Annotated in this window: 16 protein-coding genes and 1 pseudogene; 7 read left to right on the plus strand and 10 right to left on the minus strand. The window is 72.8% G+C overall.

Annotated features, from left to right (window positions below):
- Nucleotides 1-50: 50 nt before the first annotated feature.
- A complete protein-coding gene (locus SCAB_RS09410; RefSeq protein WP_012999832.1) occupies nucleotides 51-599 on the minus strand; it encodes a DUF1697 domain-containing protein in 549 nt (182 codons plus the stop codon).
- Nucleotides 600-835: 236 nt separating this feature from the next.
- On the opposite strand from SCAB_RS09410, the gene SCAB_RS09415 reads away from it, so the two are divergent.
- Nucleotides 836-3100, plus strand: a complete 2265-nt coding sequence (locus SCAB_RS09415; RefSeq protein WP_012999833.1) for an MMPL family transporter — start codon at nucleotides 836-838, stop codon at nucleotides 3098-3100.
- Nucleotides 3101-3178: 78 nt separating this feature from the next.
- Here SCAB_RS09415 and SCAB_RS09420 read toward each other — a convergent pair whose 3' ends face one another.
- Both SCAB_RS09420 and SCAB_RS09425 read right to left on the minus strand, forming a co-directional pair.
- A complete protein-coding gene (locus tag SCAB_RS09420; RefSeq protein ID WP_012999834.1) occupies nucleotides 3179-4135 on the minus strand; it encodes a CDP-alcohol phosphatidyltransferase family protein in 957 nt (318 codons plus the stop codon).
- A gap of 368 nt (nucleotides 4136-4503) precedes the next feature.
- Nucleotides 4504-5937: a glycoside hydrolase family 43 protein gene (locus SCAB_RS09425; RefSeq protein ID WP_012999835.1), complete on the minus strand. Its 1434-nt coding sequence runs from the start codon at nucleotides 5935-5937 to the stop codon at nucleotides 4504-4506.
- A gap of 369 nt (nucleotides 5938-6306) precedes the next feature.
- Here SCAB_RS09425 and SCAB_RS09430 point away from each other — a divergent pair, with 369 nt between their 5' ends.
- On the plus strand, nucleotides 6307-7953 hold the full coding sequence (locus SCAB_RS09430) for a sigma-70 family RNA polymerase sigma factor (protein WP_012999836.1): 1647 nt from the start codon (nucleotides 6307-6309) through the stop codon (nucleotides 7951-7953).
- A 39-nt stretch (nucleotides 7954-7992) separates the two neighbouring features.
- Here SCAB_RS09430 and mgt read toward each other — a convergent pair.
- Nucleotides 7993-9268 (minus strand): annotated as a pseudogene (gene mgt, locus SCAB_RS09435) (macrolide-inactivating glycosyltransferase).
- A gap of 247 nt (nucleotides 9269-9515) precedes the next feature.
- Here mgt and SCAB_RS09440 point away from each other — a divergent pair.
- Entirely contained in the window at nucleotides 9516-10379 is an 864-nt protein-coding gene (locus SCAB_RS09440) for a phosphotransferase enzyme family protein (RefSeq protein ID WP_012999838.1), read from the plus strand.
- 16 nt (nucleotides 10380-10395) lie between these two features.
- On the opposite strand, the gene SCAB_RS09445 is transcribed toward SCAB_RS09440, so the two are convergent.
- The 3 genes from SCAB_RS09445 to SCAB_RS09455 form a co-directional block, all read right to left on the minus strand.
- Nucleotides 10396-10881 (minus strand): GNAT family N-acetyltransferase, encoded by a 486-nt coding sequence (locus SCAB_RS09445; protein WP_012999839.1) that lies wholly within the window; start codon nucleotides 10879-10881, stop codon nucleotides 10396-10398.
- Nucleotides 10878-11597 (minus strand): 3'-5' exonuclease, encoded by a 720-nt coding sequence (locus tag SCAB_RS09450; RefSeq protein WP_012999840.1) that lies wholly within the window; start codon nucleotides 11595-11597, stop codon nucleotides 10878-10880. The genes SCAB_RS09445 and SCAB_RS09450 overlap by 4 nt, the downstream gene beginning before the upstream one ends.
- Before the next feature lie 160 nt (nucleotides 11598-11757).
- On the minus strand, nucleotides 11758-13005 hold the full coding sequence (locus SCAB_RS09455; RefSeq protein ID WP_012999841.1) for an SAV2148 family HEPN domain-containing protein: 1248 nt from the start codon (nucleotides 13003-13005) through the stop codon (nucleotides 11758-11760).
- Nucleotides 13006-13332: 327 nt separating this feature from the next.
- Here SCAB_RS09455 and glgX point away from each other — a divergent pair, with 327 nt between their 5' ends.
- From glgX to SCAB_RS09470, 3 genes are all read left to right on the plus strand, one after another.
- On the plus strand, nucleotides 13333-15465 hold the full coding sequence (glgX, locus tag SCAB_RS09460) for a glycogen debranching protein GlgX (protein ID WP_012999842.1): 2133 nt from the start codon (nucleotides 13333-13335) through the stop codon (nucleotides 15463-15465).
- A 105-nt stretch (nucleotides 15466-15570) separates the two neighbouring features.
- Nucleotides 15571-17913, plus strand: a complete 2343-nt coding sequence (treY, locus tag SCAB_RS09465; protein ID WP_012999843.1) for a malto-oligosyltrehalose synthase — start codon at nucleotides 15571-15573, stop codon at nucleotides 17911-17913.
- Nucleotides 17914-18121: 208 nt separating this feature from the next.
- Entirely contained in the window at nucleotides 18122-19375 is a 1254-nt protein-coding gene (locus SCAB_RS09470; protein ID WP_012999844.1) for a M14 family zinc carboxypeptidase, read from the plus strand.
- 58 nt (nucleotides 19376-19433) lie between these two features.
- Here SCAB_RS09470 and SCAB_RS09475 read toward each other — a convergent pair whose 3' ends face one another.
- The 3 genes from SCAB_RS09475 to SCAB_RS09485 form a co-directional block, all read right to left on the minus strand.
- Entirely contained in the window at nucleotides 19434-19841 is a 408-nt protein-coding gene (locus SCAB_RS09475) for an SSI family serine proteinase inhibitor (protein WP_012999845.1), read from the minus strand.
- Nucleotides 19838-21160: a M14 family zinc carboxypeptidase gene (locus tag SCAB_RS09480; protein WP_374194886.1), complete on the minus strand. Its 1323-nt coding sequence runs from the start codon at nucleotides 21158-21160 to the stop codon at nucleotides 19838-19840. Before SCAB_RS09480 ends, SCAB_RS09475 begins: the two co-directional genes overlap by 4 nt.
- 195 nt (nucleotides 21161-21355) lie before the next feature.
- Complete coding sequence (locus SCAB_RS09485) at nucleotides 21356-21907, minus strand: DUF1707 and FHA domain-containing protein (RefSeq protein WP_012999847.1); 552 nt, start codon at nucleotides 21905-21907, stop codon at nucleotides 21356-21358.
- A gap of 255 nt (nucleotides 21908-22162) precedes the next feature.
- Between SCAB_RS09485 and treZ the strand changes: the two genes are divergently transcribed.
- Nucleotides 22163-23908 (plus strand): malto-oligosyltrehalose trehalohydrolase, encoded by a 1746-nt coding sequence (gene treZ / locus SCAB_RS09490; protein ID WP_012999848.1) that lies wholly within the window; start codon nucleotides 22163-22165, stop codon nucleotides 23906-23908.
- Nucleotides 23909-23920: the final 12 nt, after the last annotated feature.

Below are 23920 nucleotides of genomic sequence, written 5' to 3' on the forward strand. Positions count from 1 at the left end.
CGCATCACGCTAGGGACGGCGCGCCCGGTCCTCTTGAACAAACGCGACAGTCAGCCCGCCGCGGTCAGCTCCGCCAGTTTCGCCACCGTGTTCCAGTTGCGGGTGGTGGCGATCAGGCCCTTCTGGAAGCGGGGCTTGGCCAGGGTCTCCGCAAGCTTGGAGCGGCCGAGGCCCTCGGGGGTGTGGAGGTAGAGCGCGCGGTCGCCGAGCCTGAACTCCTCGGGAAGGAAGTCCTGGGGGTCGACTTCCTCGAAGCGGGTCGCCTCCACGGTCTCCGAGAAGTACGTGACGTGCAGCTGCCTGCCCTCCAGTTCCGCGGCCGGGAACGGGCACGCCGTACGGACGGCCTCCAGGTAGGCGTGGTCGCGCACCAGGACGTCGACGGTGAAACCGAAGTGCCCGGCGAGGGCGGTCGTCAGCTCGGCGGCGAGGGAGTCCTCGTCGCCGTGGTCACTGGTGAAGACCGCGTTGCCGCTCTGGAGGTAGGTGGCCACGCCGGTGTGGCCGAGGCCGGTCAGCAGGGTGCGGAGGTCGGCCATGGGGACCTTCTTGTTCCCGCCCACGTTGATCCCGCGCAGGAGCGCCGCGTACGTCGTCATGGAGCCACGATAGGCAGGTCGGGGCCGGTGCACCCTGAGGGGCGGCCCCGAGGGGCCGGGATAGGTGTAGGGGGCCACTGTCCTCCCTGGTGGGGAGAGGGTGGGGTCCGAGGGGAGGACTCGTAGGCGTCGGCGGTCACCGGGCAGCACGATGAGATGCGCTTATCCGGCCCATACCTTCGAAACGAAAGGTGGCGGCAGGGGGCCGCCATCGTCACCGAGGGGGCTGGCCCGTCATGGGGAACGGAGACGTACGGGTGCGGGGGATCGCCGCCCGCGCCGGCGGCTGGAGCGCCCGGCACCGATGGGCGGCCGTCGGGATCTGGGTGCTGTTCGTGGTGCTGACGATGGGGATCGGCTCGGCGATGGGCTCGGTCGAGGTCAAGGACAGCGACCAGCTCAAGGGGGAGACCAGCGCGGCGGCCCACATCGTCGAGAAGGCGGGGATCGAGGAGCCGGCCGGGGAGAGCGTCCTGGTCCAGGCGAAGGACGACGGCACCAGGGCCACGGACGCGGCGTTCCGGGCCGCCGTGGACGACGTGATGGAGGCCGTCGGGCGCACCGGCAGGGTCGGCGACGTGACCTCGCCGTACGACACGGGGACGATCTCGGAGGACGGCCGCAGCGCGCTGGTGCAGTTCGACGTGCGCGGTGCGTCGGACACCGCCGGTGAGCGGATCGAGCCGGTGCTGAAGGCCGTCGAGGGCGTCCAGAAGGAGCACGGGACGCTGCGGATCGAGGAGATCGGCGGCGCCTCGATGATGAAGACGTTCGACGACGCCTTCGGGGACGACTTCCAGAAGGCCGAGTACTCGGCCGTGCCCGTGGCGCTCGGCATCCTGCTGATCGCGTTCGGCGCCGTCGTCGCGGCCCTGCTGCCGGTGGCACTGGCCGTCACCGCGATCATGGCGACCATGGGTCTGATGGCCATCGTCAGCCATGTGATCCCGATGAGCGACACCGCCAACTCCGTGATGCTGCTGGTGGGTCTGGCCGTCGGCGTCGACTACTGCCTGTTCTATCTGCGCCGTGAGCGCGAGGAGCGTGCGGCGGGCCGGGACGCGCAGACCGCGCTGCGGGTGGCGGCCGCGACCAGTGGCCGCGCGATCATCGTCTCCGGTGTCACGGTGTGTGTGGCGATGGCGGGCATGCTGTTCACCGGGCTCGCCGAGTTCGAGGCGATGGGCCTGGCGTCCCTGATGGTCGTCGCCGTGGCGATGGTCGGTTCGGTCACCGTGCTGCCGGCGCTGCTGTCGCTGCTGGGCGGGCGGGTCGAGAAGGGCCGCATCCCGTTCCTGCACCCGGAGAAGCGGCGGAAGAACGGCCGCTCCGGTGCCGGTGCGGAGAGCCGCTTCTGGAACGCCGTGCTGCGGGTCGTCCTCGCCAGGCCCGCGCTGTCGCTGGTGGTCGCGGCCGGTGCGCTGCTCGCCGTGGCCGCGCCCGCGGTCGGGATGAAGACGCAGAACCTCACACTGGACCAGGAGTTCGGCGACTCGCTGCCGATCGTGCAGACCTACAACCGGGTGAACGAGGCCTTCCCGGGCGGCTCGGAGCCGGCCGAGGTGGTCGTGAAGGCGAAGGACATCAACGCCCCCGAGGTGCGGGCCGCGCTGGCCGACTTCAAGAAGGAGGCCGTGGCCTCGGGCGCCTCCCGCGGTCCGGTGGAGATCAAGGTCCACGACGCGCAGAACGTGGCGTTCGTGTACGTGCCGCTGGTGGGCGGCTCCGACCAGGACCGGGCGGGTGCGAGCCTGGACCGGCTGCGCGACGAGGTACGGCCCGCCACACTGGGCGAGGTCGACGGGGTGGAGGCGCCGATCACCGGGCAGGTCGCGGGCAACAAGGACTTCAACGACCAGCTGACCGGAGCGGTCGTCCCGGTCTTCGCCTTCGTGGTGGTCTTCGCCTTCCTGCTGATGCTGCTGTCGTTCCGCTCGCTGACGATCGCGGTCACCTCGATCGTGCTGAACCTGCTGTCGGTGGGCGCCGCGTACGGCATCCTCGTCGCGGTCTTCCAGCACGGCTGGGGTGCCTCGCTCGTGGGCGCGGAGGGCGTCGGCGCCATCATCACCTGGCTGCCGCTGTTCCTCTTCGTGATCCTGTTCGGGCTGTCGATGGACTACCACGTGTTCGTGGTCTCGCGGATCCGTGAGGCCCGGCTGCGGGGCCGTACGACGAAGGAGGCGATCCGGTACGGGGTGGTCACCACGGCGGGGGTCGTGACCAGTGCCGCCGTCATCATGGTCGCCGTGTTCGCGATCTTCGGGACGCTGTCCATGCAGTCGATGAAGCAGATGGGCGTGGGCCTGGCCGCCGCCGTGCTCATCGACGCGACGATCATCCGGGGTGTGCTGCTCCCGGCGGTGATGGCCCTGCTGGGCGAGCGCAACTGGTACCTGCCGACGTGGCTGAACCGGCTGCCGGACCTCACCCACGACGAGTCGCCGGAGCCGGGCCCGGAGCCCGTGCCGGCCGGCCGGGACACGCGGGTACGGGTCTGACCGGATCTCCGGATCTCCGGACGCGCCTGTGGGCCGGGGGGTGTCACCGCCCCCCGGCCCACAGGCGCGTCCGCCGGCTCAGGCGGCCTGGGCCACGTCCTCGCGTACGTCTCCCCGGTCGAAGGAGTCGAGGGTGCGGGTGAAGTCGCGGGTCGAGAGCAGCAGCTTGTAGACGATGGCGAGTTCGAAGACGAGCAGCAGGGCGCCGGAGACGACGGTCGCCGTCAGCACGGAGTCGACGAACGGGCCGATCATGAAGACGCCCATCTGGAACTCGATGCCGCTGACCAGGTGGGGGCGGACCCGGTGGCGCAGCAGGAAGGACCGGACGCGCAGATAGGCGGGGAAGCGGCGGCGGAACTCCTGGTGGAGGTCGACGACCTGGGCCTGCGGCGCGGCCTGGGTGACCTCGGCGGCGGCCGTGCGCAGGTCCTGCTCGATGTCGGCCTCGGGGTTCTCGCGCAGCAGGTCCTCCATGAAGGCCAGGTCCCGCTCGTTCTCGGCGCGGCGGGCCTCGCGCAGCCGGGCCTTGATCTGCTTGCGCATGGTGTGGCGGACCTTGAAGGTCTCCAGGGAGTTGATGTACCGCAGGGCGTCGCAGCCGATGACGGCGGCGGCGAGCCAGATGTAGAGGGTGTCGCCCGTGCGGTGGTACTGGCCGGCCATCAGGGCCACCGAGCACGCGGCGACGCGGACACGGTCGAAGACGAAGTCGAGCCAGGCACCGAACACGGAGCCCTGGCCGGTGAGCCGGGCGACCTTGCCGTCCATGCAGTCGAGGATGAAGCTCAGGTGGTAGACAAGGGCTCCGGCGATCAGCCAGCGCCAGTCGCCGAGCGCGAAGAAGGCCGCGGAGACCAGACCCAGCACGAAGGCACCCCAGGTCAGCTGGTTGGGTGTGATCCTCGTGTACTTCGCGGTCAGCCGCACCAGCGGGGTGGCGACCGGGTCGACGAGCAGCACGGTCCACCAGGCGTCGCGCTTCTTCTGCGTGACGCGGCGCACTTCCGCGAGGTCGGGTATGTCTCGGCGCATGGGTCAACTTCCTGGCGTTCGAAATGAATTCACACCCAGCTTGGGTTCGGTTCATCCGAGGTACAAGAAGTGCCGACCACAACCTTTCGCAGGGGGTAACGGTCCAACCCGGCAACAGAGTCGATGCGTCCGTCTCGCGGGACGGGCGTTACCTCAACGTTATGAAGCGACCGGACCGTTACCTAAAATGTGCCGGGACTTCACGGTTCACGTGGAACCTGACGGCTTGCCCCGCTATCCGCCTCTTGCCCCGAGGGGCCGATGAGCTGGTCGATCTTCGTTTCCGTGATCACCGGAGACGTCGGCCATCCGGAGGTCCGGGGCGGGCCGGCGCTTCCCCGCGGAGGCGCCGGCGTCCCGGATCACGGTTAGTTCGTCAGACGGAAGGTGGCGTCGCTCCGTCCCGTCGCGGTGGTGACGGGGTCGAGGCGCAGCTGGTAGGCGTAGTGGCGGAGGTAGCGGTCGGGGTAGTTGTAGGACTGGAACGACGACCAGGCCGGGTCGGCGAGGCCGGCGACCTTCCGGAAGGTCGCGTCGGCGGCGAACTGCGCGCTGCCGTCGTAGCGCACCAGCTGGAAGTCGTAGTTGGCGTGCCGCAGGAAGTACCCGGGGAAGCGCACCGACTCGAAGGAGACGGTGCCGGTGCCCGCGAGGCCGGGCCGCATCCGGAACTGGGCGTCGTCGGCGGGGCTCACGTCGGGATCGATGCGCACGTCGAAGTCGGACTGGCGCACGTACCGGTCCTGGAAGTTGAACGACTGCAGGCGCTGGGCCGGGGTGCTGGGCCAGCGGGCGAGCACCCGGCTCTCCTCGGCGGCCGTCAGGTTCAGGATCCAGCCGTGGCGCTTCTTCGTGCCGCCCATGGCGTAGCTTCCCGCAGCCTGCGTCTGGTAGGAGGCGGGGTTGGACGGGTCGGTCGTCAGGACCGGCATGTAGCCGCGTCCGGCGGCGTACTGGTCGAGGTAGAGGCCCCACTTGTTCTGCCCGTTGAACTTCATCCACATCGGGCCCTCGACCATCGCGCCGGTCAGACCGATGCCGGAGAGGTTGCCGAGGTCGGTCCACGTTCCCAGGATGGAGTTGCTGCCTTCCAGGGTGATCTGCCCGTCGCCGGAGGCGCGCACGTAGCGGTAGTTGCCCACGCCGGAGGGCATCTCGATGATCTGGGTGTCGATGATCTCCTGGGCGCCGGGACGTTCGATGTAGGTCTGCGGGGTGCCGACCGTGCGGAAGTCGCTGGTGCGGGCGTAGTAGATGCGGTGCTTCGTCTTGCCGTTGAGGGGCACGTTCGTCGCCCAGTACAGGACGTAGTCGTTGGTCGCGGGGTTCCAGATCGCCTCGGGGGCCCAGGCGTTGCGGCCGTCGGGGATCGCGCCGGCGACGTTGAGCAGCCACGGATCCGACCAGGACACCAGGTCCGACGACTCCCACACCACCAGGTTGCGGCTGCCGTTGTTGATGGCGGCGTTCCAGTCCTGCCCGCAGCTGATGCACAGGTCGGTCGCGATGATCCAGTACTTGCTGCCGTCAGGGGATCTCACGAGTGCGGGGTCGCGCACCCCCTTGGTGCCGATCGTGGAACGCAGGACCATGGCACCGCCGTTGAGGTCGTTCCAGTGGACGCCGTCCGCGCTGTGCGAGAGGTACATCTGCTGGTTGGCCGCCCCCTCGCCGGTGAAGTGCACCATCAGGTAGCCGGGGTCGGCGGCGGCCGCCTGCTGGGCCGTGGTCAGGGACTGCGAGGTGAAGAGGAGGCCGACTGCGACCAGTATCGCCGCGAGCCGGGTGAGAACCCTTGACATGCGCGTTTTCCTGTCTCTGTGCGGGTGCGGGTGCCGGGACGGAGTGGGGAGCGAAGTGCCGGGCGTGTGTACCGCGGGAGCGGGCCGGAAGTCCGGCACGCCCCCTCTTGTTCGACATTGCGAACATTGTTCGTAAAGTCGGGCACGAAGTTAGAGCTGCATAAGAACGGGAGTCAAGAGGGAGGAGGGACAGAGGCGGCGGTACGCACAGGAGACGCGCCGCCGACGCCGCGCATAACAGAAATCCCCGTACGGATGTCGAGGAGACGTGGGGCGAGGACGGGAGCGACCCGAGCCCGTCCTCCGGATCCGTTCCTGGCACACTGTCGCCGCGACGGATCGGCACGGCGACGGGACAGGTGAGGCGGGGTGCGCTCGCAGGACGCGCGGGAACGGACGGACGTCGCCGTCGTCATGGCGGCGCGGGCCGGGGACCGGCAGGCGGCGGAACGGCTCGTACGGGACTGCCTGCCCCTGGTCTACAACATCGTCGGCCGGGCGCTGAACGGCCACGGCGACGTCGACGACGTGGTCCAGGAGACGATGATGCGGGTCCTGGACGGGTTGCCCGGGCTGGAGCGACCGGACCGGTTCCGGTCCTGGCTCGTTGCCATCACCGTGCGTCAGATCCGTGACCGGTGGCGCAAGGGGCGGCCCTGGCTCACGGCGGAGCCCCTGGAGGCGACCACGCACGAAGCGGATCCGCAGGCCGACTTCGCCGACCTGGTGGTGCTGCGGCTCGCGCTCTCGGGCCAGCGGCGCGAAGCGGTCGAGGCCACCCGCTGGCTGGAGGACGAGGAGCGCGAGGTGCTCGCGCTGTGGTGGATGGAGAGCGCCGGTGAACTGACCCGGGGCGAACTCTCGGCGGCCTGCGGCCTCGCACCGCAGCATGCGGCCGTCCGGGTCCAGCGGGTCAAGGAACGGCTGGAGACGGCGCGCACGGTCGTCCGGGCCGTGACGGCCTCGCCGCGCTGCACGGACCTGGCCGCCGCCCTCGCCCCGTGGGACGGGCGGCCGTCCGGGCTGTGGCGCAAGCGGCTGGCCCGCCATGTCCGGGACTGCCCGCACTGCCTGTCGAACTCGTCCGACCTGATACCGGCGGAGAGGCTGCTGGCCGGCCTCGCGCTGGCGCCGGTGCCTGTCGGCCTGGCCGGTCTGGTGCTGGCCAGGATGCCGGGGGCGGAAACCGCCGGAGCGGCCGCCGGGGCGGGCACGCACACGGCGGGCACGCACACAGCGGGCACGCACACGGCGGGCGGTGCGATAAGTGCGGCGGGGGGTGCGAAAGGTGCGGCGTGGACGATCGGCACCACGGCCGCCAAGCCCGCGGCGAGCGCGGTGGCAGTCTCGGCCGCAGCCGTCGTCACGCTCGCGGCAGCCGGAGTCGCCTGGTACACGTTCACGGGAGCGCACGAGCCGGCGCCGCGGCCCGCCGTCGCCGCCCCGCCGTCACCCGCCCCCTCGTCCGCGCCGCCCTCCCCGCAGACCTCCGCCCCAGGAAAACCGACGCCGTCACCGACGCAGCAGCGGAAGCGGAAGCAGACTCCATCCGCGGCACCGACCGTGACGGCCGGGGCGCCGCTCTCGGGGCGGCACTCCCTCCGGTCGGTCGACGACCACGGTGACTACGTGAGCGGCTCCGGTCGGTTCGGTGCCCTGAGCCCGGTGAACGCCGCCAGCTCCGCCGCCACCCGTCGGGCGGCCACCTTCACCTTCGTTCCCGGCCTGGCCGACCCCCGCTGCTACTCGCTCAGGGACGCCGCGGGCAGGTATCTGCGGCACTACGCGTTCCGTGTCCGGCTGGACGCCGACGACGGCTCCGCCCTCTTCCGCAAGGACGTCACCTTCTGCCCCCGCCCCGGTTCCACGGCCGGTTCGGTCTCCCTGGAGTCGTACAACTACCCCGGCCGCTACCTCCGCCACCGGGACGACCTCCAGCTGTGGCTCGACCGTTCCCAGAACACGGCCGCGTACCGGGCCAGTCGCTCCTTCGTCCTCGTGGCGCCCTGGGCCTGACGCCGAACAACCGCTCCGGGAAGGCCATGTGACGCGGCATCAGACTGCTGGGGGCATGCCGTCGAGCTCCGCCTCGATGAGGTCGGCGGCCTGCCGGGTGCCACCCTCCGCCGCCATCTCCCGCCGTACCGCGTCGAGGCGGCGGGCCACCTCGGGGTCGTCGACGAGAGCGAGGACCGCCTCGCGCAGGGCCTCGGCCGTCGCCTCCTCCCGGGGAAGGTGCCGGGCCACGCCGAGCGACTGGAGCATGTCGGCGTTGCCGAACTGGTCGGCGGCCTGCGGGACGGCGACCATCGGCGTGGCGGTGGCGAGCCCCTCCTGACTGCCGCCCGCGCCCGCGTGGGTGACGAACGCGTCGGCCTGCCTGAGGACCGCGAGCTGCGGCACCCAGTCCCGCACCTCCACGTTGGCCGGGACCTCACCCAGCTCGGCCGCGGTGACATGCCTGCCGACCTGCAGCACCATGTGCCAGCCGGGCAGGTCGCCGAAGGCCCGCACGCAGGCCCGGTAGAAGTCGGGCTGCTTGGTGAAGGCGGAGCCGAGCGAGACCAGCAGCACCTTCTCCGCGCCCTCCGGCCGCACCCAGCCGCCCTGTGCCGCGCGGTCGCCCTGGCAGGCGCCGACGAAGGTGTGCCGGCTCTCGTCGACCCGGTCGGCGTGCGGCTGCAGTGCCTTCGGGATGAGGACGAGGGAGCGGGCGGGCCTGCCGACGAAGGGGTCGGGGTGCTCGGTGATCCCGTTCTCCTCCAGCCAGGAGGCGAAGCGGGCGTAGTAGGCCCGGCCGCGCTCCGTCCTCCTCGGCTCGGCCCACAGGGGTTCGGCGACCTCCTCCTCGTAGCCGGTCCAGGCGACCAGGTTCGGGGAGAGCGAGATCGCCTTGACGCCCCAGCGGTGGGCGAGCACCCGTGCCGGGTAGGAGGTGATGTCGTGCAGCACGAGGTCGGGCTCGTCCCCCTCGTACGCCTCGGCGAGCCGGGGCAGGGCCTGGATCGCGTCGTCGAGGAAGGGCTCCACGTTGTCGAGCAGCGTGGTCCCCCACGCCTCGGGGTCCGCGTCGGGTCCCGGGAGGGTCGAGTGCCAGAGCTTCGGTTCGGCGCCGGCCTCCGCCACCTTCTCCGCGAGAGCCGGCGGGATCGCGTACGTGACCCGGTGCCCCCGGGCCACCAGCTCGCGGATCACTTCGAGGCTGGGGTTCACGTGACCGTGGGCGGCGATGGAGAACATGGCGATGTGGAAGGTCATGCGCCCGACCGTATGCGAGACGAGACGTCTCGTGCAACTGTTTTCCGTGCCGCTCGACGGCGACGGGCGGCACGGCGAACCGCGCGGTCCGTCCGCGAGCGGCCCGTCCGCGAGCGACCCGTCCACGTGCGGCCCGTCCGCGAGCGACCCGTCCACGTGCGGCCCGTCCGCGTGCGGCCCGTCCGCGCGCTGCGCGCATGACAGGGCGTCAAGGCAGCGCGCCAAGGCTCCGACCTGTGCGAATGCGAGACTTGCCCCGATGCGCGTGAACCCGGTGCCCCCGGAGGGGAGCGCCGGCCGTACGGACACGGAGGCGAAGGATGGACGAGGCACGGGCGCGGGACGTCCTGGACGCGGCCGGCGTACTGCCCGGTGCGGCCCGGGAGGCGCGGCTGCTCGCGCTGGGCGAGAACGCGGTGTTCGCCGCCGGTGACCTGGTGGTCCGGGTGGGCCGCGACGCCGAACTCCTGGACCGGGCCCGCCATGAACTGACCGTCGCGGCCTGGCTCGCCGAGGCGGGCCTCCCGGCCGTGCGGGCCGCCTCGGCGCGGGCCCTGCTCGTCGAGGGGCACCCGGTGACGGTGTGGCACCGCCTGCCCGACCCCGTCCGCCCGGCCGGCGCCGCCGATGTGGCCGAACTGCTGCGGCTGGTCCACGCCCTGCCCGCGCCGCCCTTCGCCCTGCCCCGCCGTGAACTGCTGGGCGGGGTGGAGCGCTGGCTGCGCCTGGCCGGGGACGCGATCGACCCGGCGGACGCGGCGTATCTCCGTGCGCGCCGGGACGGGTTCGCGGCGGCCGCGGCCGCCCTCACCCCGCGGCTGACCCCGGGCCCGATCCACGGCGACGCCCTGCCCCGCAACGTGCACGTCGGCCCGGACGGCCCGGTCCTCGTCGACCTGGAGACCTTCTCCGGCGACCTGCGCGAGCACGACCTGGTCGTCATGGCCCTCTCCCACGACCGCTACGGTCTGCCAGCGCACGAGTACGACGCCTTCACCGCCACCTACGGCTGGGACGTACGGGAGTGGGAGGGCTGCTCCGTGCTGCGGGGCGCCCGTGAGACGGCCAGCTGCGCCTGGGTCGCCCAGCACGCGCCGAGCAGTCCCGGGGCGCTGGCGGAATTCGAACGCCGTGTCGCCTCGCTGCGCGACGGGGACGAGACGGTCCGCTGGTATCCGTTCTGAGCGGAGCGGTGCCGGCTCAGACGGCCCGGAGTATCAGCACCACTTCGTCGGTCTCGGCGTCGCGGGCCCGGGCGAAACCCCGGTCGTGGCCGGTGACGACGAAGCCGCACTTCTGCAGGACACGGATAGAGCCGGTGTTGTCGGCGGCCGCGCGGGCGTGCAGGGGGCGGGTGGGCACGAGGTCGAGCAGGGCGGCGAGGGCGGCCGTGGCGATGTGACGGCCCCAGTGGGCGCGGTCGATCCAGTAGGTGATCTCGCGTTCGTCCGCGGGGCCGTAGACCGCGATCGAGCCGACGACCTCGCCGTCGGCGACCACCGTGCGGTTCAGCACCTCGGGGTCGGCGCGGAGCTTCGCCCAGTGCCGGTCGAAGAGCGCCCGGTCGTACTGGTAGGCCCCGGTGAAGGCGGCCACCTGCCGGGCCTCGGGGTCGGACCAGTGCCGCCAGAAGAACGGCAGGTCGCCGTCGCGTACTTCGCGCAGGGAGATCGCTGTCGCGGTCATACCGTCTCGTCCTCCAGTTCGCGCAGCGGCCAGGTCGCGTCCACGACCGCCTCGGGGTCGCCCTTGCGGCGCAGGAACGCCTGGAAGTCGGCGGCCCACTCGGCGTACCACTCGATCTGGCGGCGGTGCAGTTCCGCCGGGCCGAGGGCGGCGACCTTCGGGTGGCGCTCGGCTATCGCGCGGGCGAGCCGGGCGGCGGCCAGGGCGTCGGCGGAGGCGTCGTGCGCGCTGTCCAGCGCCACGCCGTACTCCCCGCAGACCGCTTCGAGGTTGCGCTTGCCCCGGCGGTAGCGGTCGACGGAGCGGTCGATCGTGTACGGGTCGATGACCGGCGCCGGGTCCGTGCCGAGCCGGTCGCGCAGGGACGGCAGGGCGTGCCGGCGCAGCTCGGCGGAGAGCAGGCTCAGGTCGAAGGCCGCGTTGTACGCCACGACCGGGACGCCCGTGCGCCAGTAGGAGACGAGGACGTCGGCGATGGCGTCGGCGACCCGGTCGGCGGGTCTGCCCTCGGCCACCGCGCGGGCGTTGGTGATGCCGTGGACCGCCACCGCCTCCTCCGGGATCTCCACGCCCGGGTCGGCCAGCCATTCCCGGTGTCCGATCCGCTCCCCGTCCCTGACCTCGATCACCGCGCCCGTGACGATCCGCGCCTCGCGCGGGTCCGTCCCGGTGGTCTCCAGGTCGAAGCCGATCAGCAGTTGCCGGTGCCAACCCATGTGGCCCCCCTCCTCGGTGGTGCTTTCCCCCAGTGACCACCACCATCGCACGGGCCACTGACAATCCGAGGACCGCGTTCCGCCCGGCGCCCGCGCCCCGCCGTCACCGGCCGTGCCGCGCCGCCGTCACCGGCCGTGCCGCGCCCGCGTCACGTGCGGCTCACGACACCGGCCGCGAGTCCGCCCACGCCACTTCGAACTCCTCCCGATAGGTGTCCAGAAGCCCGGCTTCGCCGTTCTCGTCGGCTTTGAGGATCCTGCTGCCGCCGCGCAGGACGAGGACCGGTGCCTCCATGCCCCGGGTGCGCCGCAGATACGTCTGGACGACCGCGACCCCGTCCGAGCCGTCGCCGTCCACGAGGTAGGCGGTGAAGCGGGGTGTCTCGTCGAAGACCTGGATCTCGAAGGCGCCGGGGTCGCGCAGCCGGGAGCGGACCCGGCGCATGTGGAGGATGTTCATCTCGACCGCACGGCTCAGTTCGCCCCGTTTTATGCCCAGTTCGCGCTCGCGCCGCTTGACGGCGCTGGAGGCCGGGTTGAGGAAGAGCAGCCGCGCCCGGCAGCCGGACTCGGCGAGCCGTACGAGCCGCCGCCCGGAGAAGTTCTGCACGAGGAGGTTCAGGCCTATGCCGATGGCGTCGAGGCGGCGGGCGCCGCCGAAGAGGTCCTCGGCGGGGAACTGCCGCAGCAGCCGCACCCGGTCGGGGTGGACGCCCACCACGTCCGCGTACCGGTCGCCGACCAGCTCCTCGACCGCGTCGACGGGCAGCCGGCGGGCGGAGGGCACGTCGCTGCCCGCGCCGAGGATCTCCAGCAGTTTCGCCGAGGCCCGCTCGGCCTGGGCGAGGACGGCCTCGGACAGGGCCCGGTTGCGGGAGACGACGTTGCGGGTGACCTCCAGCTCGTCCAGGGCCAGTTCCACGTCGCGCCGCTCGTCGATGTAGGGCTCGAAGCAGGGCCAGTGCTGCACCATCAGCTCGCGCAGCTGGGGCAGGGTCAGGAAGCTCAGGGTGTTGTCGTCGGCGGGGTCGAGCAGATAACCCTTGCGGCGGCTGACCTCACGGACCGCGACGGCGCGCTGCACCCACTCCTGGCCGGCGGGCCCGGCGGCGGCGACCACCCAGTCGTCGCCGTGGACGGGCTCGTAGACGGGCCGCAGCACGGCGGCCACCACGGCGCGCAGCCGCTGCTCGACGAGGTTCAGCCAGATGTAGGCGCGGCCCGCCCGCTGGGCGCGGGTGCGCACTTCGAGCCAGGCGTCGGCGTTCCAGTCCAGTTCCGGGCCGATGGACCCCGTCTCCATCGGCCGTGCCAGGGACACCGCGCCGGGCGGGACATCCGTGGAGTTCCCCTCGTGACCCGTGTCGCCCGTGTCACCAGGAGGAAGCTCCAGCCCTCCCGAGCCCACCCGCGCACCGCCTTCCGCTCACCCGAGCCCGCCCCTACTCAACGATCAAGGAAGGGTACTCCGGTAGCGGGTGACGATACAGCCGGATGGACAGGTCGTTTCCCAACTACCGCGTGTGACGCGGCCGTTCCGGCCCGCAGTCGGTCGCGGAAGTGGGCCGGTCCGCGGCGGCGGGCGGCTGCGACGGGACACCGGCGGCCTCCGGGGCGTCACGAAGTGCCCGTCACGGGGCAGGAGGGACGTATGTCCTAGGAGGTTTTGTCAGTTTGGGGGAGACTCCCCTCGGAGTCGCCCCAGCGGCGCGCGACAACTGGAAGAGTCGTATCCATGCAGGTCTGGCCTGGACAGGCGTACCCCCTCGGTGCCACGTACGACGGCGCCGGTACCAACTTCGCGGTCTTCTCGGAGGCCGCGCATCGAGTCGAGCTGTGTCTGCTGGACGACGACGGCTCCGAGACGGCTGTGGAACTGCGCGAGTCGGACGCGTTCGTGCGGCACGCGTACCTGCCCGGTGTGATGCCGGGACAGCGGTACGGCTTCCGTGTGCACGGCCCGTACGCGCCGGAGCGCGGGCTGCGCTCCAACTCCGCGAAGCTGCTTCTCGACCCGTACGCGCGTGCCATCAGCGGCTCGGTCAAGTGGGGGGAGGAGGTGTACGGCTACCGCTTCGGGGCGCCCGAGGAGCGCAACGACCTCGACTCGGCACCCCACATGATGACCTCCGTCGTGGTGAACCCCTACTTCGACTGGGGCGACGACCGGCGGCCCCGCACCGAGTACCACCACACCGTCATCTACGAGGCCCACGTCAAGGGCCTCACCATGCGCCACCCGGGGCTGCCCGAGGAGCTGCGCGGCACCTACGCGGCGCTGGCCCATCCGGCGATCATCGAACATCTGACCGCCTTGGGTGTCACGGCACTGGAGCTGATGCCCGTACACCAGTTCGTGAACGATCACCGGCTGGCCGACATGGGCCTCAGCAACTACTGGGGCTACAACACCATCGGCTTCTTCGCCCCGCACAACGCCTACGCGTCCTGGGGCGACCGCGGGCAGCAGGTGCTGGAGTTCAAGTCGGCGGTGCGGGCGCTGCACGAGGCGGGGATCGAGGTCATCCTCGACGTGGTCTACAACCACACCGCCGAGGGCAACCACCTGGGGCCGACGCTGTCGTTCAAGGGCCTGGACAACCCGTCGTACTACCGGCTCACGGACGACCCGCGCTACTACATGGACACCACGGGCACGGGCAACTCCCTGCTGATGAGGTCCCCGCACGTGCTGCAGCTGATCATGGACTCGCTGCGGTACTGGGTCACCGAGATGCACGTCGACGGCTTCCGCTTCGACCTCGCGGCCACCCTGGCCCGGCAGTTCCACGAGGTGGACCGGCTGTCGTCGTTCTTCGACCTCGTCCAGCAGGACCCGGTGGTCTCCCAGGTCAAGCTGATCGCCGAGCCCTGGGACGTGGGCGAGGGCGGTTACCAGGTGGGGAACTTCCCGCCGCTGTGGACCGAGTGGAACGGCAAGTACCGCGACACCGTGCGGGACCTGTGGCGGGGCGAGCCGCGCACCCTCGCGGAGTTCGCGTCCCGGCTGACCGGCTCCTCCGACCTCTACCAGGACGACGGGCGGCGCCCGTTGGCCTCCATCAACTTCGTGACCTGCCACGACGGCTTCACGATGCGGGACCTGGTCTCCTACAACGAGAAGCGCAACGAGGCCAACGGCGAGGACAACCGGGACGGGGAGAGCCACAACCGGTCCTGGAACTGCGGGGCCGAGGGCGAGAGCGACGACCCCGGGGTGACCGGGCTGCGCGTCCGCCAGATGCGCAACTTCATCGCCACCCTGATGCTGTCGCAGGGTGTGCCGATGCTTAGCCACGGGGACGAGTTCGCCCGTTCGCAGGGCGGCAACAACAACGCCTACTGCCAGGACAACGAGTTGTCGTGGGTGCCGTGGCCGTCCGGCGAGGACGGCGACACCGGCGACGACGTCTTCGGGGACCTGCTGGAGTTCACCCGCGCGATGGTGTGGCTGCGCAAGGACCACCCCGTGTTCCGGCGGCGGCGGTTCTTCCACGGCCGGCCGGTGGAGGGCACGCACGACGAGCTGTCGGACATCGCCTGGTTCACGCCGGGCGGACAGGAGATGGTGCAGCGGGACTGGGACTCGGCGCAGGCCGGGGCGCTGACCGTGTTCCTCAACGGGAACGCGATCTCGGAGCCGGGCGCGCGCGGCGAGCGGATCGGCGACGACTCGTTCCTGCTGATGGTGAACGCGTCGGCGGAGCGGCTGGAGTTCGTGGTGCCGGTCAACCACGGACCGCAGTGGCAGCTGGTCGTGGACACCGGACGCGAGGACGCGGTCCCCGCGGACGGACCGAAGGTCGCGGCCGGGGAGCGGGTGGCGCTGGTGGACCGGAGCATGGCCGTGTTCCGGAGGCCGGCCTAGCCGGACGCCCGGACCCGCCCGGCCCGGGCGCCCCGGAGGCGGCGGGCCGGGCGGCGTCGCGTGTCGAGGTGCTCCAAATGTCGTGGGGCGGGTACGTAGGACTGCATGACCTCTGTCGTGCCTGCCGCCACCTACCGCATCCAGCTCCAGCCCGGCTTCCCGTTCGCCGCCGCCTCGGCCGCCGTGCCGTACATCGCCTCCCTGGGCATCTCCCATCTGCACCTCTCCCCCGTGCTGGAGGCCGTGCCCGGGTCCGCGCACGGGTACGACGTGGTCGACCACGGGCGGGTGCGGGAGGAACTCGGGGGTGAGGAGGGGCTGCGGGCGCTGGCCCGGACCGCCCGGGACCACGGGCTCGGCCTCGTCGCGGACATCGTGCCGAACCACATGGCCATGGCCCCCCGGCACAACCGGGCGCTGTGGGAGGTGCTGCGGGACGGCCCGGAGTCGGCGTACGCGCGGTGGTTCGACATCGACTGGGAGGCGCAGGGCGGCCGGGTGCTGCTGCCGGTGCTCGGCGGGCCGCTCGGCGAGGAGGTCGCGCGGTTCGTGGTGGAGGGGCGCGAGCTGCGCTACTTCGACCACAGGTTCCCGCTGCGCGAGGGCACCGAGAAGCTGCCGCTGCCGCAGCTGCTGGACGCGCAGTGGTACCGGCCGGTGTGGTGGCGGCTGGCCCGGACGGAGCTGAACTACCGGCGGTTCTTCAGCATCTCGGAGCTGATCGGGGTGCGGGTCGAGGACCCGGACGTCTTCGACGCGACCCATGCGACGATCCTTCGGCTGCTGGAGGAGGGGGTCCTCGACGGGCTGCGCGTCGACCATCCCGACGGGCTCGCCGATCCGGGCGCCTATCTGCGGCGGCTGCACGGGGCGACGGGCGGGCGGTGGACCGTCGTCGAGAAGATCCTGGCGGACGGGGAGCCGCTGCCGGCGGACTGGCCGGTGGCGGGGACCACCGGTTACGACGCGCTGCGGCACGTCGACGGGCTGTTCACGGACCCGGCGGGTGGCGGTGAACTGCTGGGCGCGTACCGGCGGTTCACCGGCGCCCAGGCGGACCGGGGCGGCGAGTGGGAGGCGACCGTCCGCCGGGCCGCCTACCGGGTGCTCACGCACGAGCTGGTCGCCGAGGTGGAACGGCTCACCCGGGTGGCGCACCGGCTCTGCGAACGCTCCCCCGACCTCGCGCTGCGCGACCAGGCGCCGTGGGCGCTGCGCACAGCGCTGTGCGAGCTGCTCGCGCGCATGGAGGTGTACCGGCCCTACCCCTCCCAGGACGCCTCGCTCGTCGTCACCGAGGAGGCCGCGGCCGAGGCACGCGCGCTGTTCGTGGTGCCCGAGGAGGCCCGCTCGGTGGACGCCGTACGGGATCTGGTGCTGGGCAGGGCCGGCGAGGGACCCGGACACGCGGAGTTCCGGGCGCGGTTCGCGCAGACCTCGTCGGCGCTGCGGGCGAAGTCGGTGGAGGACACGGCGTTCTACCGCTATGTCCCGCTGCTGTCGGCGAACGAGGTGGGCGGCGATCCCGGAAGCCCGGCCGTGTCGGTGCGGGACTTCCACGCCTACTGCGCCCGGGTGCAGCGCGACTGGCCCGCCACGGGGACCGTGCTGTCGACGCACGACACCAAGCGCAGCGCCGATGTGCGGGCGGCCGTCGCGGTGCTCGCCGAGTGCCCCGAGCGGTGGGCCGGCGTGCTGGCGGAGGTGACCCGGGACGAGCCCGGCGCACCGGATCAGCAGCTGGCGTGGGCGGCCTGGCAGACGGCGTTCGGTCTCGGGCCGGCGGACCCGGACCGGCTGCGGGAGGCCCTGCTGAAGCATGTGCGGGAGGCCGGCCTGCAGACCTCCTGGACCGAGCAGGACCCGGAGTACGAACGGGCGGTGGCGGACTTCGTCGCCCGGGGCCCCGCCGTGGACGCGCGGGTCGCCGCGCTGCGCGAGGAGCTGGAGCCGTACGTACGGGCCAACAGCCTCGGCGCGGCCCTGGTGCAGCTCACCATGCCGGGGGTGCCGGACCTCTACCAGGGCACGGAGGGCGAGTACCGGGCGCTGGTGGACCCGGACAACCGCAGGCCCTTCGCGCCGCGGGACGAGGAGCCCGACGGGACCGGCACCGACAAGTTCCGGCTCACCTCGGCCGCGCTGCGGCTGCGGGCGCGGCGGCCGGAGGTGTTCGGGGACGCGGCGACGTACGTGCCGCTGCCGGCGGACGGGCCGCGGGCCGGGCACTGTGTGGCCTTCTCGCGGTCCGGGGAGGTGGTCACGGCGGTGACGCGTCTGTCGCTGCGGCTGGCGGAGGCCGGGGGCTGGGGCGACACCCTGCTGACGCTGCCGGAGGGCCGGTGGGCCGAGGTGGCGGGCTCGGGGCGGGAGTTCACCGGCGACGTACGGGTGGCGGACCTCTTCGCGACCCTGCCGGTCGCGCTGCTGGAGCGTGTCGGCGTCTGACGGGCCCTCGGCGCGGGCGCGGCCCTGCGGTACCCCGCCGGGTGACGGCGGACCCCGGCGGCCGGGGAGCGACGGCCCGCATGGCCGAAAACCGCGAGTGCGCTCGGGCGCCCCTGGGCGCCGCCCCCCATATGGACGGACACTGGGCATATCTCCCACCCGGCCGCGCCGGGTGCGCGGATGCTGATGCCAGGTGGACTGGACGGGGGTGGGTCTGCTGTCGGAGCTCGGTTATCCCACGGTGGCGGAACTGGAGGCGGGGGCACGGACGCTCACGGAGCGCCGGCCGGGGCTGTGCTCGTTGCGGCGGATCGGGGTGTCCCGTGCGGGCCGGCCGCTGCGGCTGCTGTCCGTCGGCCATGCGAGACGGGCGGTCCTGGTCGTCGCGGGCGCCCACGCGAACGAACCGAACGGCGGCTCGACGGTGCTGGCGCTGGCCGAACGGGTGGCGCGGGAGCGGGAGTTGCGCTCCGGCGTCTCCTGGCACTTCGTGCTCTGCGCGGACCCGGACGGGGCGAGCCTGCACACGACGCCGGCGCCGCGCACGCTCCTCGACTACCACCTGGGGTTCTTCCGTCCGGCGGGTCCCGAGCAGCCGGAGTGGTCGCCGTCGGTGCTGCCGCCGGACCGGCTGCCGCCCGAGACGCACGCCCTGTTCGGCGTGCTGGACGAGCTGCGGCCCTACCTCCAGGTGACCCTGCACGGCACGGATCTCGGCGGCAGCTGGGTGCAGCTGACGAGGAACGTGCCGGGGCTGGCCGAGCCGTTCGCCAAGTCGGCGGCCGAGCTGGGCATACCGGTGGAGAGGAGCGCCTCGGACGCCGCGGGCTGGCCCGTGTCCGGGCCGGGGGTGTTCGTGATGCCCCGGCCGGGCGGCCACCCCGCCTACCCGAGCATGCCGGACGACGCCCGGCACAGCACCTGGTACCACGCGCACCGGTACGGCGGCCTGACCGCGGTCGTCGAGGTGCCGATGTGGGCGAGCGACCTGGTGGACGACATCGCCCCGCACCCGGCCCCGGCGGCGGCGCTGCGGCATCTCGCGCGGCGGCTGCTCGCGGACGCGGGCCGGGTGGAGCGGGTGCTCGCCGAGGAACTGCCGCGGCTGCGGGGGCCCGAGGGGCCGATGCTGCGGGCCGCCCGGTGGGCGCTGGCCCTGGTGCCGGGGCTGGCCCGGGACTGGACCGACGGGCCGCCGCCGGACCTGTCGACGGCGTACGTGGGCAGTGTGGACGCCTTCGGGCGCCGGCTGCCGTTGCGGGCCGCGGCGATGCTGCGGCGCGTCCTGGCGGACGCCGGCGCCCCGGGGGCGCCGTTCCTGGAGGACCTGGTCGCCGAGTGGTGCGAGTCGTTCGCCGACCGGTTCCGCGCGCGGCGGGTGCCGTTGGCCGACCAGGTCGAGCACCAGGTGCGGACGGTGCTGGCCGCCGCGGCCTGCGCGCGGGGGGACGCGGGGTTCTGAGCGTGCCCGTCTGGCGCACCTCCGGGCACACCGCGGGGCCGGGGAGGCGGCGCGGGCGTCAGTCCGCGAGGGCGAACACCGCTCCCGTCCGGGCCGCCATCACGCACGCGTTGGCGAAGGTCTGCTCGTAGGCGACCTGCCGGCCGTTCCACTGGCCCTCGGCGGAGGCCCGGACGGGGGCGTAGATCTCGGTGCAGACGGCGGGCCGGTGCGGGATGCGGGCGATGTCGCCGTCGGACCGGCGCAGGTCCGCGCAGGCCTGGGTGGCGCGGCCGTGGCCCTGGGGCGGGTCGCACAGGAGCAGGGTGCCGCGGGTGTCGGAGGAGCGGGCGTCGCCCCGGCTGAGGGAGACGTAGAGCCAGTCGCCCTGGACGGCGGCGGTCCGGCCGGGGGCCGAGGCGGCGACGGTGAGGAGGGCGAGGGCGGCGAGCAGGCCGGCGCGGGCCGCGCGGGTGGAGTGCGTCATTCCCGGTGCATCGGCACGACGGGCTCGGAACTCCATCCCGGCTCACCCGAAAGGGACTCGTCCGCCCGTCCGGCGGCCAGCTCGAACGCGGCGAGGACCACGCGGGCCTGGTACTCCGCCTGGCGGGCGACGGGGATCCAGCGCGCCCGGTAGCCGTCGCGGTAGTCGGCGCACCACAGGTCGACGAGCCGGTCCAGCTCGGGCAGCGCGTCCGCCGGGTCGCGTCCCGCGCGGGTCACCAGCTGGTGCAGCAGCCCGGCGGTGCGCAGGGCGACCCGGCGTCCGGAGATGGCGAGGGTGGTGAGCCGGGCGGTGTCGAGCGGGGGCAGCGGCCGGGCGGCGGCGTCGTGGACGTCGGGGTCCCAGGAGTCGGCGAGGCCGGGGCCGACCAGGAGGTAGTCGTCGACCGGGGCGAGGAACCGGGCGGCGTCCGGGCCACGGGTCACCGAGGGGCGGACGCGGGCGAGGATGCCCTCCAGGAGCCGGGTGTCGCGGCGCAGGGCCTGGCTGACCCGGCGAAGCACGGCGTCGGCGTCGGCCGGCAGGGCGGCGTCCTCGACGGCGCTCACGCCCCACATCGGTGCCTCGACGACGGCGGTGACCGTGCCGTACCGGTGGGGGTGGTACCAGGTGGACTCGACGGCGGCCTCGGTGATGGCGGCGGCGAGGTCGCCGCGGCTCGGGGGCGGGATGCGGTAGACGGCGGGCCCGAGGCGGGGCCAGTACAGGGTGTCGTACGGGCTCAGCTCGCGCGGGATGCCGAGGCGGGCCGCGGCGCCCGCGACGCGCCGGTCCAGGCCCGGCAGGTCGCGGGTCAGCTCGACGAAGCCGCCGCCGACGTCGACGCCGTGCAGCGAGCACTGGAAGAAGGGCCGCAGTTCGTCCTGGAGGTCGAGCAGGGTGCGGGTCTCGGGCATGACGGCGCCGTCGGCGCCGTCGGGCAGCCACTCGGGCTGTTCCAGGAAGCCGGGGCGGAAGAAGTGCCGGAAGTGGTGCCCGAGGGTGTAAGGGCCGGACAGCCAGCCCTCGTTGCGGCGGGAGCCGTCGGGGTCGAGGCTCAGCAGCAGGTTCCAGGTGGTGTCGGCGGCGTCGGCCGGCCGGGGGTCGGCCAGGACCCGTTCGGCGAGCCGGAGGACGGTGGCGCCGCCCACGGGTTCGTTGGCGTGCGGGCCGGCGACGACGAGGGCGTGGCGGTCGCCCCGTCCGACGGACAGCAGCCACATCGGGGTGCCGGCCCGCGAGGTGCCCACGCGGCGCAGCCGGGCGCGGTGCGGGTGGCGGGCGACGAGCCGGGCGGCCCGGGCGGACAACTCGTCCACGGTCGGATAGCGGAGGAGTGGCGGCAGGGCACACACCTCCACGAATGTGGTGCCGTCGGTTCACCTGGTGTGCATGGTGTACCCACAGTCAGTCACGGCCGAGAACGTGCGTCAACACCCTGGAAGGCAAGGGAGGGTGACAAACTCGCTGCGTAAATACCAGGCCAGAGCTTTGCCGTAGGTTCGGTCGGAAGGTCACTCCGAGGAGAGCCGGAAGTTCATCCGGCCGAAACTGACCTGATCGCCGTCCCGGACGACGGCCGCGCCGATCACCCGACGGCCGTTGACCGTGGTGCCGTTGGTGGAGCCGAGGTCGCGCAGGATCCACAGGCCGCCCTGACGGCTCAGCTCGGCGTGCACCCGGGAGACCGTCTCGTGGCTGAGCCGCAGACCGCTGCCGGGATCGCGGCCGATGCGCAGGGCGTGATCGCTCCCCGGGTGCGGCAGCTGGAGCTTCGGGAGCCGCTCGGCCTGCCAGGCGCGGCGCAGCTTCACACCGAAGCCGGAGACCGCCCCGACGGTGCCGAGCACCAGCCGCGACCAGCGCTTCTCGACGGGCAGATCGGCGGTGAGCGCGGCGAGTTCGTCGGAACGCCGGGCGGTGAGCGCCAGCTCCATCCGCCGGATGAACGTGTCGTGTGACAGACGGCCCAGTGCGACGCCGTCACGGAGCGCCCTCAGCGCGCGGTCGCGCTCGGCGTCCGACAGCCGCGCGGGATACGTGTGGAACTCGAAGGACGACGTCACGCGTGTGATTGTCGGTCAGGGGGGCGGGGGGTGTCCAGACAAGCCGTGAACGGTGACCATCCCCGGACACATCCCCGGACACCTGCCCGACGGGAGGTGCGACCCATGGGGCGAATGCGGCGATCCGGCCGCGCGGAGATCCCGTTTGGCGCACGATGGAGGGGAGCGGTTCCGGTGGCGCGTCGGGCGTGTGCCGGGGCGGCTCGGCCCCTGACTACCCACGACGACGACCGGCAGCCGAGGGAGAACCGTTCCGTGCAGTTCGAGGTGTGGGCACCGCAGGCCGACCGTTCGACGCTCCACCGCGCGGGCGCGACCCACGCGATGGAGCGCGATCCGCGGCGGCCGGGATGGTGGACGGTGGAGGCGGAGGCCGCGGACGGCACGCGGTACGGCTTCGCCGTCGACGACGGCCCGGTCCTCCCCGATCCGCGCTCCCGCCGGCAGCCGGACGGCCCCGACGGTCTGAGCGCGGTCGTCGACCACGGCCGCTACGCGTGGCGTGCCGCGTGGCCGGGACGCGGGCTGCCGGGCGCGGTCCTGTACGAGCTGCACGTGGGCACGTACACGCCCGAGGGCACCCTGGACGCGGCCGCCGGACGCCTCGCCCATCTGGTCGAACTGGGCGTGACGCACGTGGAGTTGATGCCCCTGTGCCCGTTCCCCGGGACGCACGGCTGGGGCTACGAGGGCGTCTCGCCGTGGGCCGTGCACGAACCGTACGGCGGTCCCGAGGCGCTGAAGCGCTTCGTGGACGCGGCACACGAGCAGGGCCTCGGCGTCGTGCTCGACGTCGTGCACAACCACTTGGGCCCTTCCGGAAACTATCTGCCCGCCTTCGGGCCCTACTTCACCGAGCGGCACCACACGCCCTGGGGCGCGGCGGTCAACCTGGACGCGCCCGGCTCGGACGAGGTGCGGGCGTACTTCCTGGACAGCGCGCTCGCCTGGCTGCGCGACTACCGCATCGACGGACTGCGCCTGGACGCGGTGCACGCGCTCAGGGACACCCGTGCCCTGCACTTCCTGGAGGAGCTGTCGACGGCCGTCGACGCGCTCGCCGCCCAGGTGGACCGGCCGCTGTTCCTGATCGCCGAGTCGGACCTGAACGACCCGCGCCTGGTGACCCCGCGCCCGCGGGGCGGGCTCGGACTGCACGCCCAGTGGAACGACGACTTCCACCACACCCTGCACACCACCCTGACCGGTGAGTCGCAGGGCTACTACGAGGACTTCGCGCGGGCCGGCCTTCCGGGTCTGGCGAAGACCCTGACGGGCGGCTACTTCCACGACGGCACGTACTCGTCGTTCCGGGAGCGCCACCACGGCCGCCCCCTGGACCGGACGAGCCTGTCCGCGCACCGGCTGCTGGGCTACACCCAGACCCACGACCAGGTCGGCAACCGCGCGCAGGGCGACCGCCTCGCCGCGACCCTCTCCCCCGGCCTGCTGGCCTGCGCGGCCGCGCTCGTGCTGGCGGGCCCGTTCACCCCGATGCTCTTCATGGGCGAGGAGTGGGCCGCCTCCACCCCCTGGCAGTTCTTCACGGACCACACCGATCCGGACCTCGCGGAGGCGGTGCGGCGCGGGCGGCGCCGGGAGTTCGCGGCGCACGGGTGGGCCGAGGAGGACGTCCCCGACCCCCAGGACCCCGCGACCCGCGACCGCTCCTGCCTCGACTGGTCCGAACCGGCGCGCGAGCCGCACGCCCGGATGCTGGCCTGGTACCGCACCCTCATCGCGCTGCGCCGCACCTTCCCCGACCTCTCCGACCCCGACCTCTCCGACGTCAAGGTCGCCCACGACGAGGAGGCGCGGTGGTTCGGCTTCCGGCGGGGTGACGTGTGCGTGGCGCTGAACCTGGGCAAGGAGACCGCCTCGATCCCGGTGGGGGTGCCGCACGCGCGGGTGCTGGCGTCCTGGGACCCGGTCCCGGCGCCGGGCGCGGACGGGGTGCTGACGCTGGGCGGGGAGTCGTGCGTGGTCCTGACGGTGGCGTGAGTCCCGGTTCCC

Source organism: Streptomyces scabiei 87.22 (assembly GCF_000091305.1).
Classification (GTDB): domain Bacteria; phylum Actinomycetota; class Actinomycetes; order Streptomycetales; family Streptomycetaceae; genus Streptomyces; species Streptomyces scabiei.